This window comes from Streptomyces sp. NPDC051133, assembly GCF_040682635.1.
In the GTDB taxonomy this organism is placed as follows: Bacteria; Actinomycetota; Actinomycetes; order Streptomycetales; family Streptomycetaceae; genus Streptomyces.
On sequence record NZ_JBFBBK010000006.1, the window covers coordinates 70,725 to 85,701 of the forward strand.

Genomic DNA, 14,977 nt, shown 5'->3' on the forward strand with positions numbered 1-14,977 from the left:
GCGGGCGGCCTGCTCGATCTTGCTCTTTTCCCGGATCCCAACCGAACTTGTGTTCCAGAGGAATCGCATGCGGACGCCCCACTCCCATCCCCACCTCCACCGAGCCGCCTCGGCGCGCCCCTACTTCAGCGCCGACGGCGAGACCTACCTCGCCCCGACCCCCCTGCGCCACATCGAGAAGACCCGGCCGCTCAGGGTGCTCTCCGAGGAGGACTTCGCCTTCTGGCAGACGTACGGCTACGTCGTCGTACGCGAGGCCATCACCCCCGGCGAGGCCAAACAACTCCTCGCATTCGCCTGGGACTTCCAGGGCCTCGACCCCGACCGCCCCGACACCTGGTACGACGAGCCGCGGTTCCGCTCCGAACTCGACCGGCACCTGTACATCTACGGCTTCGTCGAGGCCTACCACCACCAGCTCCTGTGGGACAGCCGCCAGACGCGACGGGTCTACGACGCCTTCGCGGACGTGTGGGACTGCGCGGAGCTGTGGGTCACCCTGGACCGGCTCAACCTCAATCCGCCCAACGTACGCACCCGCTCCCGCTCCCTGATCGAGCCCACCGACGAGGGCTTCGACATCGAGCTGCACTGGGACGTCGACACCACCCTCGCGGTGCTGCCGCAACGCGTCCAGGGCATCGTCGCGCTGTGCGACACCCGGCCCGAACTCGGCGGCTTCCAGTGCGCCCCCGAACTCTTCCGCCGCCTGGAGGAGTGGCGCCTGGGCCGGCCGCCCGGCCGCGACCCGGTCCGGCCCGGCACCGACCGCGCCGAGTTCCCGGTGGTCCGCCCCGACCTCCAGGCCGGCGACCTGCTCATCTTCAACGGGCTGCTGGCGCACGGCGTGGCACCGAACCTCTCTGACAACGCTGTCCGAGCCGTCCAGTACCTGTCGATGATGCCCGCCCTGGAGGAGCACACCGCCCTGCGCGACTCCCGCGTGGAGTCCTGGCGCACCCTGGCCACCCCCGACTGGAACGCCACCCTCCTCGGCGACGCCCGCGAGCCCGAGGCCGACCGGTACGGGCCCGCCACGCTCACCCCGCTCGGCAGAAGACTGCTCGGTCTGGACTCCTGGACCACCGTCGCGGAAGAGGCACGGTGAACCAGCGCATCTGCCTCTGCCTGCCGACCGACCGGGCCTGCTCCGCCACCCTCACCGCCCTCCACGAAGAGGCCGCCCACGCGGCGGGCCGCCACGGCACCGACGCCCAGCTGCTGATCCTCGACTCCTCCGACGACCGCACCCGCGCCGAGCACGCCCGCGTCGTCGCCGCCCTCCGCCCGGCGGCCGGCGTCACCGTCCACCACTTCGACGAGCACGTCCAGCGCGTCTTCCTGCGCCGCACCGTCGAGCGGGCCGGCCTGCCCGACCCCGACCGCCTGCTGCGCCTCATGCTCCCGCCGGCCCTCTCCTACGGCGCCTGCACCAACCGCGCCTTCCTGCTGGCCGCCGCCCTCGGCTGCCACTCGCTGCACCGCAGGGACTCCGACAGCCGCTACCAGCTCCACGCCGGGCGACCGGTGTTCCCCGTCCACCACGAACTGCCCTGGCTGGGCAGGCCCGCCGCCGAGGCCGTGGCCGGCGGCCTGCGCACCGACCTCGACACCGCACTGCGCGAGCGCCCGGTGTCGCTGGCGGGCGCCTCCTTCATCGGTGAACTCTCCGTCGACATCGGAGAGATACGACGCCTGGACGCGGGCGTGTACCGCGACGTCGTCGGCCTCTGGGCGCCCGGCGGCCGGCCGGAGGACCGCACACGGCGCCTGGTGGAGGAGTCCTTCACCGGCGCGGGGACGGCCCCGTTCACCGGGGACCGCTCGACCCTCACCGTCGTCGACCCCATGCGCGTCGACATGTGCAACGTCGCCTTCGACCGCGCGGTGTACGAACGCGTCCCGCTGCCACCGGCCACCGACACCATCGGCAGCGACTACTTCCTCCTCCACCTGGTCCACGACGCGGGCCTGCCCGGGGTCCTGCACAACCGGCACATCGAGAACTTCCACACCCCGGAACGCCGCACCGACAGCGGGTTCCCGGCCTACCAGCGGCGGTTCGTGAAGTTCCTGCTGTCGATGCTCTACTTCCACCACGTCTACGACCGCATGGCCGCCGAAGGCACCGGGCTGCTGGACGAGCGGCATCGGGTACGCCCCGACCGGATCGTGGAGCTGCTGCGGGACAGCACCGGGCTGGACCGCACCGAGAACGTCTGGCGCCTGGACCGCATCGACACCGCCTACCGCAAACTGGGCGGCCGCTACGAGACGTTCGCCGGTCAACTTCTCATGCAGCGACGTCAGTTACTGGACGAGGCCCGGTCGGACATCGAGGACCACGCGTACCTGGCCGAGTCCTGGCCGGCGCTGATCGAGGCGGCCCGCACATGAGCGCCCCGAAGCAGCGCGGGCGCGACGGATGCCCGGCCGCGGCGGAATCCGACCGCATCGTCTACCACCTCACCGGCATAGAACACCAATACGACGCCCTGCTCGCCGAGTTGCCCGGCATCCGCATCCGCTTCGCCCTGAAGGCATGCCCCGTCGACGAGGTCCTGCACTGCCTGGCCGTCCGCGGGGCGGGATTCGACGCGGCGAGCCCCACCGAGATCATCCAGGCACTCAACGCCGGCGCGCAGCCGCACCACATCCACTACGGCAACACCGTCAAGTCCGACCGGGACATCGCCGCGGCGCACCGCCTGGGTGTCGGCACCTTCGCCACCGACAGCGTCGAGGACGTCACCGCGATCGCCCGGCACGCCCCCGGCGCCCGCGTCTTCTGCCGCCTCGCCACCAGCGGGGACGGCGCCCTGTGGGGCCTCAACCGCAAGTTCGGCTGCAGCCCGGGGGACGCCGTCCGGGTGCTGGCCACGGCCCGCGAGGCCGGTCTCACCCCGGCCGGTCTGTCCGTGCACGTCGGCTCCCAGCAGATGACCGGCGAGGCCTGGCAGCAGGCACTCGACACCCTCGCCGCGACCCTGACGGCGCTGGCCGGGCGGGGGATCGTGCTCGACCACGTCAACCTCGGCGGCGGCCTGCCCGCGCTCGGCTACCGGGACCGGCACGGCAACCCCCTCGACCCGCCCCTGGACAAGATCTTCACCGTGCTCCGCGAGGGCATGGACCACCTGCGCGCCCTCAGCCCCGCCCCGCTCGGCTTCGTCATGGAGCCCGGCCGCCACCTGGTCGCCGACCACGGTGCCGTCCGCGCCCACGTCTCCCGGCTCACCCGCCGCCGGCAGCCGGACGGAACCGGCGTCCACTGGCTCTACCTCAGCTGCGGCAAGTTCAACGGCCTCTACGAGATGGACCGGTTGACGCACCACATGGTCTTCCCGGGGCACGCGGCGGACGAGGAGCACGTCCTCGCGGTCGTCGCCGGCCCCACCTGCGACAGCGACGACGCCTACGGCGGCGGCCGGCACCCGGTGCGCGTCCCCGCGTCCCTCGTCTCCGGCGACCCGGTGTGGATCCTCTCCGCCGGCGCCTACGCCACCAGCTACACGACCCAGGGCTTCAACGGCATCCGCCCGCTGCCCTGCGTGTGCGTGCGCCGCCAGGAAGGACACCACTGACATGTCAGGCCTCATCCGGGGCATCACCGAGGCCGACTGGCCCGAGATCGCGGCCCTGGAGGCGGCGGCGTACGCGGACACCCCGCTGACGGAGGGCGAGGCCGCGCTGCGGTCCCGGGCCCCGGCGGGCACCTGCTTCGTCCTGGACGCCGGCGACCGCGTCGCGGGCTACGTCCTCGCCCTGCCCTACCCGATGTTCCGCTGCCCCGAACCGGCGCGGAGCGAGCGGGCGGTCCACCGCTGCGCCAACCTCCACCTGCACGACCTCGTCGTCACCGCCCCCCTGCGGCGCAGAGGGCTCGGCACCCGTCTCGTCCACCACCTGACGGACGTGGCCCGCACCCGCGGCTTCACGACCATGTCGCTGGTCGCCGTCGCCGGCAAGGAGTCCTTCTGGCGGGCGAACGGCTACCGCCCGCACCCCGAGGCGCGGCTGCCCGCCGGCTACGGCGGCGGCGCGGTCTACATGTCGGCGCCGCTGGCCGCGCTGCGAGAGGCCAGTTGATGCCCACGCCCTCCTTCCGGCGCGTGAAGTGGTCGATCGCGGCCCTCTTCTGCTTCCTCGGCTTCCAGTACGGCACCTGGGTCTCCCGCCTCCCCGCGCTGGGGACCCGGCTGGACCTGGGAGCCGGGGAGGTGGGCCTGCTGCTGATGGCCTGCGGGGCCGGTGCGGCGGCCTCGTTCCCGCTGGTCGCCGTGCTGATGAGACGCCTCGGCGCACGGCGGCTCTCCCTGGCCTCGGCCCTGGGTCTCGTCGTCGTACTGGCGCCCCTGGCCGCCGTACCGGACTATCCGCTCGCCCTGGTGGCCGTGTGCGCCGACGGCGTCGCGGTCGGCTGCCTCAACGTCGCGATGAACGCGCAGGGCGCCGCGCTGGAGCGGACGTACGGACGCACCGCCATGTCCCAGCTGCACGCCACGTTCAGCGCCGGGCTGCTCGCCGGCGCCCTGCTGAGCTCCGGTGTGACGACCCTGACGGGATCGGTGCCCGTGCACTTCGCCGTGGCCGGTGCGCTGTCGCTGCTCCTGCTCGCCGGCGCCCGTCCGGCCCTGCCGGCCCCCACCGGGTCCGGGCCGGCGAGCGGGCCCGGGCGGCGCCGTCGTCGGTCCCTGCCGTCCTGGACGACGCTGCTGATGGGCTGTGCGATGGCCTTCGGCACGATCACCGAGGGCGCGATGAACGACTGGTCGACGCTCTATCTGAAGGACGTGGTCAAGGCGTCGGCGTCCGTGGCGCCGCTGGGCATCGCGGTCGTCTCCGTGATGATGCTGCTGGCCCGGTCGCGCGCGGACCGCTGGCGGGACCGGTGGGGCGACGGCCGGGTGGTGCGCACCGGCAGCGCCCTGGCCGCCGTCGGCCTGGCCCTGGCGCTGCTCGCCGGCGGGGTGGTGCCGACGCTCCTCGGCTTCGCCTGTGTCGGCCTCGGCGCCGCCTCCGTCACCCCGTGCGTGTACGTCGCGGCGGCCGAGCGCGGCCCGGACGCCCTCGCCCTGGTCGCCGCGATGGGCACCACGGGGCTGCTGGCCGGTCCCGCGCTGATCGGCTTCGTCGCCGGCGCCGCGAACCTGACCCTGGGCATGGCCACGGTCGCCGTGTCGGCCTCGATCGTCACCCTGACGGCCCTGAGGATCCCCTGGCGGGCCCGGATCCCGGCGCCGGCCGGCTGACCGCCCGGTCGCGTCAGCCGCGGCGGGCCAGGACGCGCAGGGTGCCGGCCAGCGGTGGACGCGCGGAGCCGTGCAGCACCTTCGCGCCCCGGGCCAGTACCGCGTCCACGGTGAGCAGTTCGATGTCGAGCAGCGCACGGACCAGCCGCCGGCCGGGCGCGGGGGTGAGCGCCGGCAGCTCGCGGGCGTCCAGCAGACTGGCGCGGGCGGCGCCGGCCTGGTCCGCCACCAGCGCGTCCAGGGCGCCGCCGGCCGTACCCGCCGCCAGGTCCGCCACGCTCAGCGCGTACCGCCGCAGCGTCTCGGCCGGGATACCGACGTGCCCCTCCCTCAGGTCCTCGGCGAGGTCGTTGACGAAGTCGAGCCGCTGGCTGCCGTCGATGAAGGTCCGGCACGCGGCCCGGTGGGCCCGGGCCTCCGCCTCCTGCCCGGGCCCGAGCAGATCGGCGACCAGCAGGAAGGCGGGGAGGGAGTAGGCGTCCAGATAGGCCTGGTAGTCGGCCTCGGTGGCGAAGCCGGTGAAGTCCAGTTCGGCCGCGGCGGTCGACAGGTACGTCTCCACCGTGCCGCGCAGCCGGGGACGGGCGGACAGGGTGTGCAGGAAGGCGCGGAGCAGCGGGTCCTCGCTCGTCCCCGTCCGCAGCGCCTCGCGCACCTGCCGCTCCCAGGCCGCCCAGGCCGCCTCGCGCCGCGGCCGGGGCCCGGTGTCCAGCAGGTTGTCGCCGTGGTGCATCAGGGCCGTCGCCGCCACCACGTGGGGCAGCAGGTGCCGGGGGAGCAGCAGCCTCGCCGCGAGGTAGGCGGTCCGCCGGTAGCGCCGTACCAGCCGCCGCTGGGCGTCGTAGTCCCGGCGCACCCCCGGCTCCCGTACCCCTGCCGCGTCCAGGCTCTTCGTCCACGCACTCATGTGCCGATCGTAGGGACCGCGCGGACGCGACCGGGCCGGGGGCGGCCGTGAGGCCGTCGGCCACCCCTGTGCACGCCTGCTCGGAGCGCCCCGCTCCGCACCCCTGCCGTCATCCAGAACTTCGCTAGGCCGGATCCGTGAGGCTGGCGGATGTCTCATGGCCGCCTCGGGGTGGACGACACGGCGAGAAGGGGCAACGCATCGTGAATGTCGGGGAGTTCGTGGCCGAGCTGAGCGCGGCCGGTGTGACGATGTACGAGGAGGACGGGCGGCTGCGCTACCGCGCCCCCAAGGGGGCGCTGACGCCGGAGCGGCTGGAGACCCTTCGGACCCACCGGGACGCCGTGCTCGCCCTGCTGCGCGAGCGGGAGTTCGGGCCGGCCGTCGTCGCCGACCCGGCGTCGGCGCACGAGCCGTTCCCGCTCACGGACGTCCAGTCGGCGTATCTGCTCGGCCGCAGCGAGGCGTTCGACTACGGCGGGGTCGCCTGCCACGGCTATCTGGAGATCGCGCTGCCGCACTGGGGAGCCGACCGGATCGAGCGGGCCTGGAACGAGCTGATCCGGCGCCACCCCATGCTGCGGGCCGTCGTCTCCGCCGAGGGCCATCAGCGTGTCCTGCCCGAGGTGCCGCACTACCGGGTCCGCCACGAGGACCTGCGGGGCGCCGACGAGGAGACCCGCACCCGGGCCGTGGAGGCGACCCGCGGCGAGATGTCCCACCAGGTCCGGCAGACCGACCAGTGGCCGCTGTTCGACGTCCGCGTCACCGACACCGACCGGGCGCTGCTGCTGCACGTCGCCGTGGACCTGCTCATCTGCGACTACAGCAGCATCCGGCTGCTGCTCGGCGAACTCGGCGCGCTGTGCACCGACTCGCCGGGTACCGGCTCCCGGCGGACCGGTCCGCCGGGAGCGACCTTCCGTGACTACGTCCTCGCGGCCGTACGCACCCGCGAGGGCACCCGTCACCAGCGGGACCGCGCCTACTGGTGGGACCGGATCGACAGCCTGCCGCCCGCCCCCGATCTGCCACTGCGCACCGACGCCCCGGCCGCGCCACCGCGCTTCACCCGGCACGGGCTGCGGCTCACCGCCGAGCAGACCCGCACCCTCGGCCGGCGCGCCACGGAGACCGGCGTCACCGCCTCCGGCGTGCTGCTGCAGGCCTTCGCCGAGACCGTCGGCCGGTGGAGCCGCGCGCCCCGGTTCACGCTCAGCCTCACCGTGCAGAACCGGCTGCCGCTGCACCCCGACGTCGACCGCGTCATCGGCGACTTCAGCTCCACCAGCCTGCTCGCCGTCGACCTCACCGAGGGCACGACCCTGAGCGAGCGCATGCGCACCGTCCAGGCCCGGCTCTGGGAGGACATGGACCACCGGCTGTGCTCCGGTGTGGAGGTCCTGCGCGAGCTGGCCCGCCGCCGTGGCCGTGGCGAGGCCCTGCTCCCGGTGACCTTCACCAGCACGCTCGGCGGCACCGGCACCGGCACCGACGCCGCGCCTTCCCTGATGCCGGACGGCGAACTCGTCCACGGCATCACGCAGACCCCTCAGGTGTGGATCGACTGCCAGGTGATGGAGGACGGCGGCGGCCTCCTCGCCCACTGGGACGTGCGCGACGGCGTCCTGCCCGACGGCGTGGCCGCGGACATGTTCGCCGCCTTCGCCGACCTGGTGCGCCGGCTGGTCGAGGAGCCCGCCACCTGGTCGCAGACCGCCCCCGTGGGGCTGCCCGCCCGCCAGGCCGCCACCCTCGCCGCCGTCAACGACACGGCCGGGCCCCGGCCCGAAGGGCTCCTGCACACCGCCGTCGTCGCCCAGGCGGAACGCACCCCCGGCCGGCCCGCCGTCATCACCCCCTCCCGCACCCTCGGCTACGGCGAACTCCTCGGCCGCGCCCGGGCGGTGGCCGCCGCCCTCGCGTCCGCCGGGGTCCGGACGGGCGAGCGCGTCGGCATCGTCATGGACAAGGGCTGGGAGCAGGCCGTCGCGGCCTTCGGCGTGCTCCTCGCCGACGGCGCCTACCTGCCCGTCGACACCACGCAGCCCGCGCTGCGCCGCGCCACCGTCCTCACCGACGCCGGCGCGCGCGTCGTCCTCACCCAGTCCCGGCTCCTGCCCGGCCTGGACCTGCCGTCCGGCGTCCGCGCCGTCGCCGTCGACACCCTTGAGCCCACCGACCGGTGTCCCGGGAACCGGGCCGCGCCCGGCGACCTCGCCTACGTGATCTACACCTCCGGCTCCACCGGCGTCCCCAAGGGCGTCATGATCACCCATGCCGCCGCACGCAACACCGTCGACGACATCAACGCCCGGTTCTCCGTCACCGCCGACGACCGGGTCCTCGGACTGGCCCAGCTCGGCTTCGACCTCTCCGTCTACGACCTCTTCGGCCCCCTCGCGGCCGGCGGCGCCCTGGTCCTGCCCGACCCCGCCCGCCGCGGCGACCCCGCCCACTGGGCGGACCTGCTCGCCCGGTACGACGTCACCCTGTGGAACTCCGTCCCCGCACAGATGCAGATGCTGGAGGAGTACCTGCGCACCGACCCCGCGGCGGACGTCTCCCGGCTGCGGCTGGCCCTGCTGTCCGGCGACTGGATCCCGGTCACCCTGCCCGACGCGATCCGGCGCCGCGTCCCCGGGCTCGACGTGGTGAGCCTCGGCGGCGCCACCGAGGCGGCCATCTGGTCGATCCACCACCGCGTCGGCACGGTCGACCCCGACCTCGGCAGCATCCCGTACGGCAGGCCGCTCGCCAACCAGCGCTTCCACGTCCTCGACACGCTGATGCGCGAGTGTCCCACCCATGTCACCGGCGAGCTGTACATCGCGGGCGACGGCCTCGCCCTCGGCTATCTCGGCGACCCCGAACGCACGGCGGAACGGTTCGTCACCCACCCGGCGAGCGGCGAACGGCTCTACCGCACCGGCGACCTGGGCCGCCGGCGCCCCGACGGCGAGATCGAGTTCCTCGGCCGGGCGGACCGCCAGGTCAAGCTGAACGGGCACCGGGTCGAACTCGCCGAGGTGGAGGCCACGCTGCTCGCCCACCCCGCCGCCGCGGCGGCCGCCGCCACCGTGCAGGGCGAGGGCGGCGCCCGTACCCTCGTCGCGTTCGCCGAGCCTGCCCCCGCCGAGGCGCCCCCGCTGCCCGCGGCACTGGCCGAACGGGCGGCCGCGGCCGGCCTCGGGACCACCCGGGACGTCGCCGACACGGAGATCGCCGACATGGTCGCCCTGCTCGACCTGTCCGCCCTGCAGGCGATGGCCGCCCTGTTCCGCGCCTGCGGCCTGTTCGCCGGCCCGGCCGCCGCGCACACCGCGCAGGAGGTCGTCGAGGCCGTCGCCGCCGCCCCCGAGAACCACTACCTCGTACGACGCTGGCTGGCCGGCCTGGAGCAGGAGGGCCGGGTGACCCGGGATGCGGACACCGGCCGCTACCGCGACCTGCTCGCCGAGCCGGACGAGGAGCGCGCGGACGTGCTGCGCCGCATCGACGCGCTCGAACCCCGGATCCGCTGGGGCGCCGAACTCGTCCGCTACCACCGGGTCTCCGAGGAGCACCTCGCCCCGTTGCTGCGCAACGAGATAGACCTGAAGACGCTCCTCTTCCCGGAGGGCCGCCTGGACACCGCCGAGGCCGCCTACCGCGACAACCTCATCAGCCGCCACAACAACGCCGTCGTGGTCTCCGCGCTGCGCGACATCGCCCGCGCGCACCCCGGCGGCGAGCCGCTGCGGCTGCTGGAGATCGGGGCCGGGGTGGGCGGCACCAGCACGGTCCTCGTACCCGCGCTGGACGGCCTGAACGTCGACTACCTGTTCACGGACCTGTCCCACTTCTTCCTCACGGCCGCCGCCGACACCTTCCGCGACCACCCCTGGGTCCGCTACGGGCTGTTCGACCTCAACCGCGACCCCCGCGCCCAGGGCCTCGCCCCGAACTCCTTCGACGTGATCCTGCTCGCCAACGTCCTGCACAACTCCGTCCACGCCGGCAAGGTCCTGGCCCGGCTGCGCGAACTGCTCGCCCCCGGCGGCTGGCTGGTCTTCATCGAGGCCACCCGGGACGCCTACCACGTCATGACCTCCATGGAGTTCAACGCCGGACTCCACGGGTTCGAGGACGAGCGCGCCGAGACCGGGCAGACCTTCCTCGGCCGCGACCAGTGGCTGCGGATGCTGCGTGAGGCGGGCGCCGAGCTCGCGTTCTGCCTGCCCGCGCAGGACAGCGCGCTCTCCGGGATCGGCCAGCACGTCTTCGCGTCCCGGTTCAAGGCCGACCGTGCCCCGCTGCGCCCGGAGACGCTGCTCGCGCACGCCGCCGACCGGCTGCCCGGCTACATGGTCCCGGCCGAACTCCAGATCGTCGACCGCATCCCGCTGACCGGCAACGGCAAGGTCGACCGGGCCGCCCTCGACGCGTGGACCGCCTCCTCGGCGTCCGGCCGCGCCGACGAGGGCGGCGAGGCGCCGCGCGAGGGCATGGAACGGACCCTGGCCGCGCTGTGGACGGACGTCCTGCCGGTCGACTTCGTCGGCCGCGACGCCAACTTCTTCGACCTGGGCGGCGACTCGCTGCTCGTCGCCCGGCTCGTCACCCGGATGCGCGGCGAACTGCCCGAGGCGGCCGACCTGGAGTGGGACGACCTGCTGCGGCTCGTCATGAACCGGCCCACCGTCGCCGCACTCGCACAGCGGCTGACCGCGTCCGGGGACGGCGTGCCCGGCCCGGGCGGCGGACCCGCCTCGCCGCTGGTGCGGATCAGCGGCGCCCCGGCGGGCGCCGAGGACACCCCGACCCGCGTCCTGGTGCACGACGGCACCGGCAGCCTCATCCCGTACCGGGCGGTGATCCAGGAGCTGTCCGAGCGGCTGCCGCTGGCCGGCCTGGTCGTCGACGACGTCGAGGCGTTCCTGAAGGCCGACCCGCGCACCCAGGTCGCCGAGCTCGCCGACCGGCACGCGGAGGCGCTGCTCGCCGAGGGGCTCGGCCGGGTGCACCTGGTCGGCTACTGCATGGGCGGCCTGCTGGTCCCCGAGCTGGCCCGGCGGCTGACCTCGGCCGGCGCCGAGGTGACCGGGCTGACCGTGGTGAGCAGCTACCGGGTGCCCTACCTGGTCGAGGACGACCTGCTCGCCGAGTACATCTTCGCCCGGCTGATGCGGGCCGACCTGGTGGGTCTCGGCTATCCCCGGGACGAGGGCGCCACCCGGGAACTGGTGAGCGCCACCACCGCCCTCCACGGCGCGACGGTGCCGCAGGGCAGCCTCGTCGCGTGGGACGCGGCGCGACTGCCCGCGCCCGCCCGGGAGGCACTGCGCGCCTTCCAGGACCTCGCCGGGCGGCCCCAGGAGGAGCGGCTGCGCGCCATCGGGGCGTCCATGCCGGTGGACGACGCCGAACTGCGCTCCGAGGAACGGCTGTCGAGGCTGTTCCGCATCGTCAAGCACAGCCTGGTGTCCGTCGCCGCGCACGAGCCGACACCCTGCGACCTGCCGGCCACCTTCGTACGGCAGACCGGCGAGGCGGAGATCTTCCCCGGCATGCACCGCGACATGACGGACTACTGGCGGCGGGTGTGCGGGGAGGGGCTGCGCATCGTGGACGTACCGGGCGACCACTTCGACTGCGTCCGGCCTCCGCACGCCCGCGCCGTCGCCCGGGCGCTGCTGCCGGAGGACGGCCGGTGACCGGCGGCACACCGCTGATCGGCGTGCTCGGCGGGTACGGGGCGGTCGGCGCCGCCGCGGCACGCTGCCTCGCCGCGGAGGGGTTCCGGCTGCGCATCGGCGGCCGGGACCGGGCGGCGGCCGAGCGGTGCGCCGCCGGCCTCGGCGGGCCGGCCGAGGGGCGGCCGGCCGAGGCGCGGCGGGTCGAGGCGCGGCGGGTCGACGCCCGCGACGACGCGGATCTCGAACGGTTCGCGCGGGGCTGTGACGTCCTGCTGCACTGCGCGGGGCCCGCGTACGAACTGGCCGCCCGGCCCCGCCGGGCGGCCGCCGCCGCGGGGGCCGCCTACGTCGACGTCATGGACGGCGCGGGCCCGGAGCCCGCTCCCCCGGGCGAGCGCACGGCGGTGCTGTCGGCCGGGCTGTCCCCGGGCCTGTCCGGCCTGCTGCCCGGCCTCCTGACGGATGGCCGGCCGCCGTCCGGGGGCACCCGCTTCACCGGTCACTACGTCATGCTCGGCGCCTTCACCCGCACGGGTGCCCTGGACTATCTGCTCAGCCTGGACCGGGAGTACGGCACGGCACGGGCCGAGTGGCGCCGGGGCCGGGTGGTGCCGGGCGCGCTGCCCGGTGCCGCCCCGCACACCGTGCCCGGCGTCCCGCACCCCGTCACCGCGTACCCCTACCTGCCCCGCGAACTCGCCGATGCCGCCGACAGGTTGATGCTCGCCGAGGCCCGCTGGTACAACGCCTTCGACGGCCACCACCTGCTCGACACGCTGAACCGGCACCGGTCGGGCGACGCCGGGCGGGCCGGCCTGGACGCCCGGGTGGCCGACGTGGTCCGGGCGAGCGAACTGGACGCGTTCGGACGCACCCCCTACCACCTGCTGTGGGGCGTCCTGGAACCGCTGTCCCCGGGCGCCGGCGGGGTCCGGCGCACCGTACTCGTCCGGGGCACCGACGGCTCGGCGATGACCGGCGTGATCGGCGCGCTCGCCGCGGCGGAGGTGGCCCGGCACCGCATCCCCCCGGGCGCCCACGAGGCCGCGGCCGTACTCGCGCCCCGGCAGACCCTGACCGCCCTGCGACGGCACCTGCCCGACACGGTCTGCACGGTGACCGAGACCCCCGTGGACGAGATCCCGCGGACGCCGGGCGACGAGACGGCGGTCCCGCTGGAGGACGGCGTCCTGTGACACCGCAGTGCGCCGCCACGCCCGTGCCGGACCCCGCTTCCGTGCAAGCCGCGCCACCCGGCCGCCCACGCACGACGCCGCCGCCGCTTCGCGCGGCGGCGGCGTGTCGGTGCGGGCGGGTCAGACCGGGTCCACGGACAGCGCGTGGCCGGCGGGGGCCAGTTCGACGCCGTGGTCCTTCAGGCGGTGGATGTTGTCGCGGATCACCGCCGCGCCCGCGTCGAGGTCCCGGTGGTCGACCGGTGCCATGGCCATGCGCTCCAGGCACTTCTCCACCGCGATGTTGGTCGCGTGGTCGTGGCGGGGCATCAGCCAGTGCTCGTAGTCGTGCTGCCAGAGGCTGAGCACCGCCTTGTCGTTGGTGAGCCGCACCTTGTCGAGCGTCTCCTTCTGCAGGGCGGCGGCCTGGTCGCTGTTCATGCCGATGTGCGACCAGGGCGAGGCCGGGTTGGTCGGGTCGTCCGCCTCGATCTGCAGTTCCTCCTTGTCCTGCCACAGCGGCATCGTCTCGTCGGTGATCGAGAACTTGGAGAGCGCGAAGTGCCCGGAGTACTCGTGCAGCAGATAGTCCTGGGTGTCCTGGAACATCTCCGGGTTCTCACCCGGATACCCGCAGATGAACAGGCCGTAGTACGACAGCCCGCTCCCGCTGAGCAGTTCGACCGCCCGCCGGTTCTGCTTCACCGACACCCGCTTGCTCATCCGCTTGAGCGTCGCGTCGTTCATCGACTCGAAACCGATGTGGAGCTGGTAGCAGTGCGCCGCCCGCAACCCCTCCACCACCTGCGCGGAGTTCAGCGTGTTGGCCCGGCTGAACCCCTCCCACCTCGGGATGTCCGCGTCCGGCAGGATCTCCAGCAGCCGGCGCAGCCGGGTCGGCGGAATGGTGAACGTCGAGTCCATCGCCGAAATGACGTCCGCGCCGTTCTGTTCGGCATAGGCCGTCCAGTCGTCCCGGATCTTCTCCGCCGATTTGTAACGCCATTTCGGCGAAGCGGCCGGGAAGGAACAGAATTTGCAGTCGAAGGGGCACCCGCGCATCGACTCGTACGGCACGATCGGTGTCTTGCCCGGCACCGTCGGCGACGGGAATTCCTCCAGGTCGACGTACTCGGTGGGATTGATGCGGATGTTGTCGCCGTCGCGCCAGACGAGATTCGGCACGGAGCCCAGCTCGCCCCGGCCGGCCAGCGCGTCCAGGGTCAGCGGCAGCGCCCGCTCGCCGTCGCCGCGCACCACCGCGACGATCTCCGGATGGTCGCGCAGCGCCAGCATGAACTTGAGGTTGGTGAACTGCCCGCCGGTCACGATGCCGGTGCCGGGCAGGTTCTCCCTGACCCAGCGCACGGCCGACGCGAGGATCGGGCCGTTCCAGATGTACGTCGTCGACAGCAGCACGAAGTCCACGTCGTGGGCCGGGGCCTTGGCCCTGCCCTCCCAGACGTCCTCCAGGGCGACCCGCTCGAACGCGTGGCCGCTGTTCTCCAGGATGGACAGCAGCGTCACGGTCGTCAGGTGCGGCGTCGTGTCCGCGCGCGGGCGCAGCAGCGCGTAGGACCGGCCCGAGCGCTCGAACGAGAACCGTTCGAGCGCGAGGGAGGCGAAGCCGGACCGCCGGACCATCTCCCGGGCATGCGCGGAGGGTTCGGCCGTGAACAGCGAACCCTCCAGATAGGGAGAATTCAGATTCGCGGGCCCCAGCCCGCTGAGAAGGAGAAAGCGCACGCGTCCCACTCTCCTGTGGTGAATGCCATGGCCGCCCCGGAGCGGGGCGCTGGGATCGTTTCAGGCCGCCGCTGGGCATCCTCTGGACGGATTCTCGACGTCATGGGCCTGACGAGGGGTGCCGCAAAACCTGGTCGGGGACCGCCGGCCCCGGTTGCCAGTCGGGTTCTTATACGTGTAAAGTTATGTGCTGCATTCATGATCCAGCTCCGCGCCTGA

Annotated in this window: 9 protein-coding genes; 7 read left to right on the forward strand and 2 right to left on the reverse strand. The window is 73.9% G+C overall.

The window, feature by feature from the left end:
• Positions 1-67: 67 nt before the first annotated feature.
• From AB0N17_RS09350 to AB0N17_RS09370, 5 genes are read left to right on the forward strand one after another with little or no spacing between them, the layout of a single operon-like run.
• On the forward strand, positions 68-1,108 hold the full coding sequence (locus AB0N17_RS09350) for a phytanoyl-CoA dioxygenase family protein (protein ID WP_366010568.1): 1,041 nt from the start codon (positions 68-70) through the stop codon (positions 1,106-1,108).
• Positions 1,105-2,397 (forward strand): DUF6271 family protein, encoded by a 1,293-nt coding sequence (locus AB0N17_RS09355; RefSeq protein WP_366010569.1) that lies wholly within the window; start codon positions 1,105-1,107, stop codon positions 2,395-2,397. Before AB0N17_RS09350 ends, AB0N17_RS09355 begins: the two co-directional genes overlap by 4 nt.
• Complete coding sequence (locus AB0N17_RS09360) at positions 2,394-3,584, forward strand: type III PLP-dependent enzyme (protein WP_366010570.1); 1,191 nt, start codon at positions 2,394-2,396, stop codon at positions 3,582-3,584. The genes AB0N17_RS09355 and AB0N17_RS09360 overlap by 4 nt, the downstream gene beginning before the upstream one ends.
• A gap of 1 nt (position 3,585) precedes the next feature.
• Positions 3,586-4,089: a GNAT family N-acetyltransferase gene (locus AB0N17_RS09365; protein ID WP_366010571.1), complete on the forward strand. Its 504-nt coding sequence runs from the start codon at positions 3,586-3,588 to the stop codon at positions 4,087-4,089.
• The gene (locus AB0N17_RS09370; protein WP_366010572.1) at positions 4,089-5,252 is read left to right on the forward strand and encodes an MFS transporter; all 1,164 of its coding nucleotides are present in this window, start codon (positions 4,089-4,091) and stop codon (positions 5,250-5,252) included. Before AB0N17_RS09365 ends, AB0N17_RS09370 begins: the two co-directional genes overlap by 1 nt.
• A 13-nt stretch (positions 5,253-5,265) precedes the next feature.
• Here the strand turns inward: AB0N17_RS09370 and AB0N17_RS09375 are convergent, their stop codons facing one another.
• Positions 5,266-6,159, reverse strand: coding sequence for a squalene/phytoene synthase family protein (locus AB0N17_RS09375; RefSeq protein ID WP_366010573.1), 894 nt, complete (start codon positions 6,157-6,159; stop codon positions 5,266-5,268).
• A 203-nt stretch (positions 6,160-6,362) separates the two neighbouring features.
• Between AB0N17_RS09375 and AB0N17_RS09380 the strand changes: the two genes are divergently transcribed.
• The gene (locus AB0N17_RS09380; protein WP_366010574.1) at positions 6,363-11,855 is read left to right on the forward strand and encodes an amino acid adenylation domain-containing protein; all 5,493 of its coding nucleotides are present in this window, start codon (positions 6,363-6,365) and stop codon (positions 11,853-11,855) included.
• Positions 11,852-13,033: a saccharopine dehydrogenase NADP-binding domain-containing protein gene (locus AB0N17_RS09385; RefSeq protein WP_366010575.1), complete on the forward strand. Its 1,182-nt coding sequence runs from the start codon at positions 11,852-11,854 to the stop codon at positions 13,031-13,033. The genes AB0N17_RS09380 and AB0N17_RS09385 overlap by 4 nt, the downstream gene beginning before the upstream one ends.
• Before the next feature lie 120 nt (positions 13,034-13,153).
• On the opposite strand, the gene AB0N17_RS09390 is transcribed toward AB0N17_RS09385, so the two are convergent.
• Entirely contained in the window at positions 13,154-14,758 is a 1,605-nt protein-coding gene (locus tag AB0N17_RS09390; RefSeq protein ID WP_366010576.1) for a radical SAM protein, read from the reverse strand.
• Between the last annotated feature and the right edge of the window lie 219 nt (positions 14,759-14,977).

Excerpts from the sequence above, each read along its gene's own strand:
- AB0N17_RS09350 (WP_366010568.1), top strand. The coding sequence starts at position 68 with ATGCGGACGCCCCACTCCCATCCCCACCTCCACCGAGCCGCCTCGGCG.
- AB0N17_RS09360 (WP_366010570.1), top strand. The coding sequence starts at position 2,394 with ATGAGCGCCCCGAAGCAGCGCGGGCGCGACGGATGCCCGGCCGCGGCG.
- AB0N17_RS09365 (WP_366010571.1), top strand. The coding sequence starts at position 3,586 with ATGTCAGGCCTCATCCGGGGCATCACCGAGGCCGACTGGCCCGAGATC.
- AB0N17_RS09370 (WP_366010572.1), top strand. The coding sequence starts at position 4,089 with ATGCCCACGCCCTCCTTCCGGCGCGTGAAGTGGTCGATCGCGGCCCTC.
- AB0N17_RS09375 (WP_366010573.1), bottom strand. The coding sequence starts at position 6,159 with ATGAGTGCGTGGACGAAGAGCCTGGACGCGGCAGGGGTACGGGAGCCG.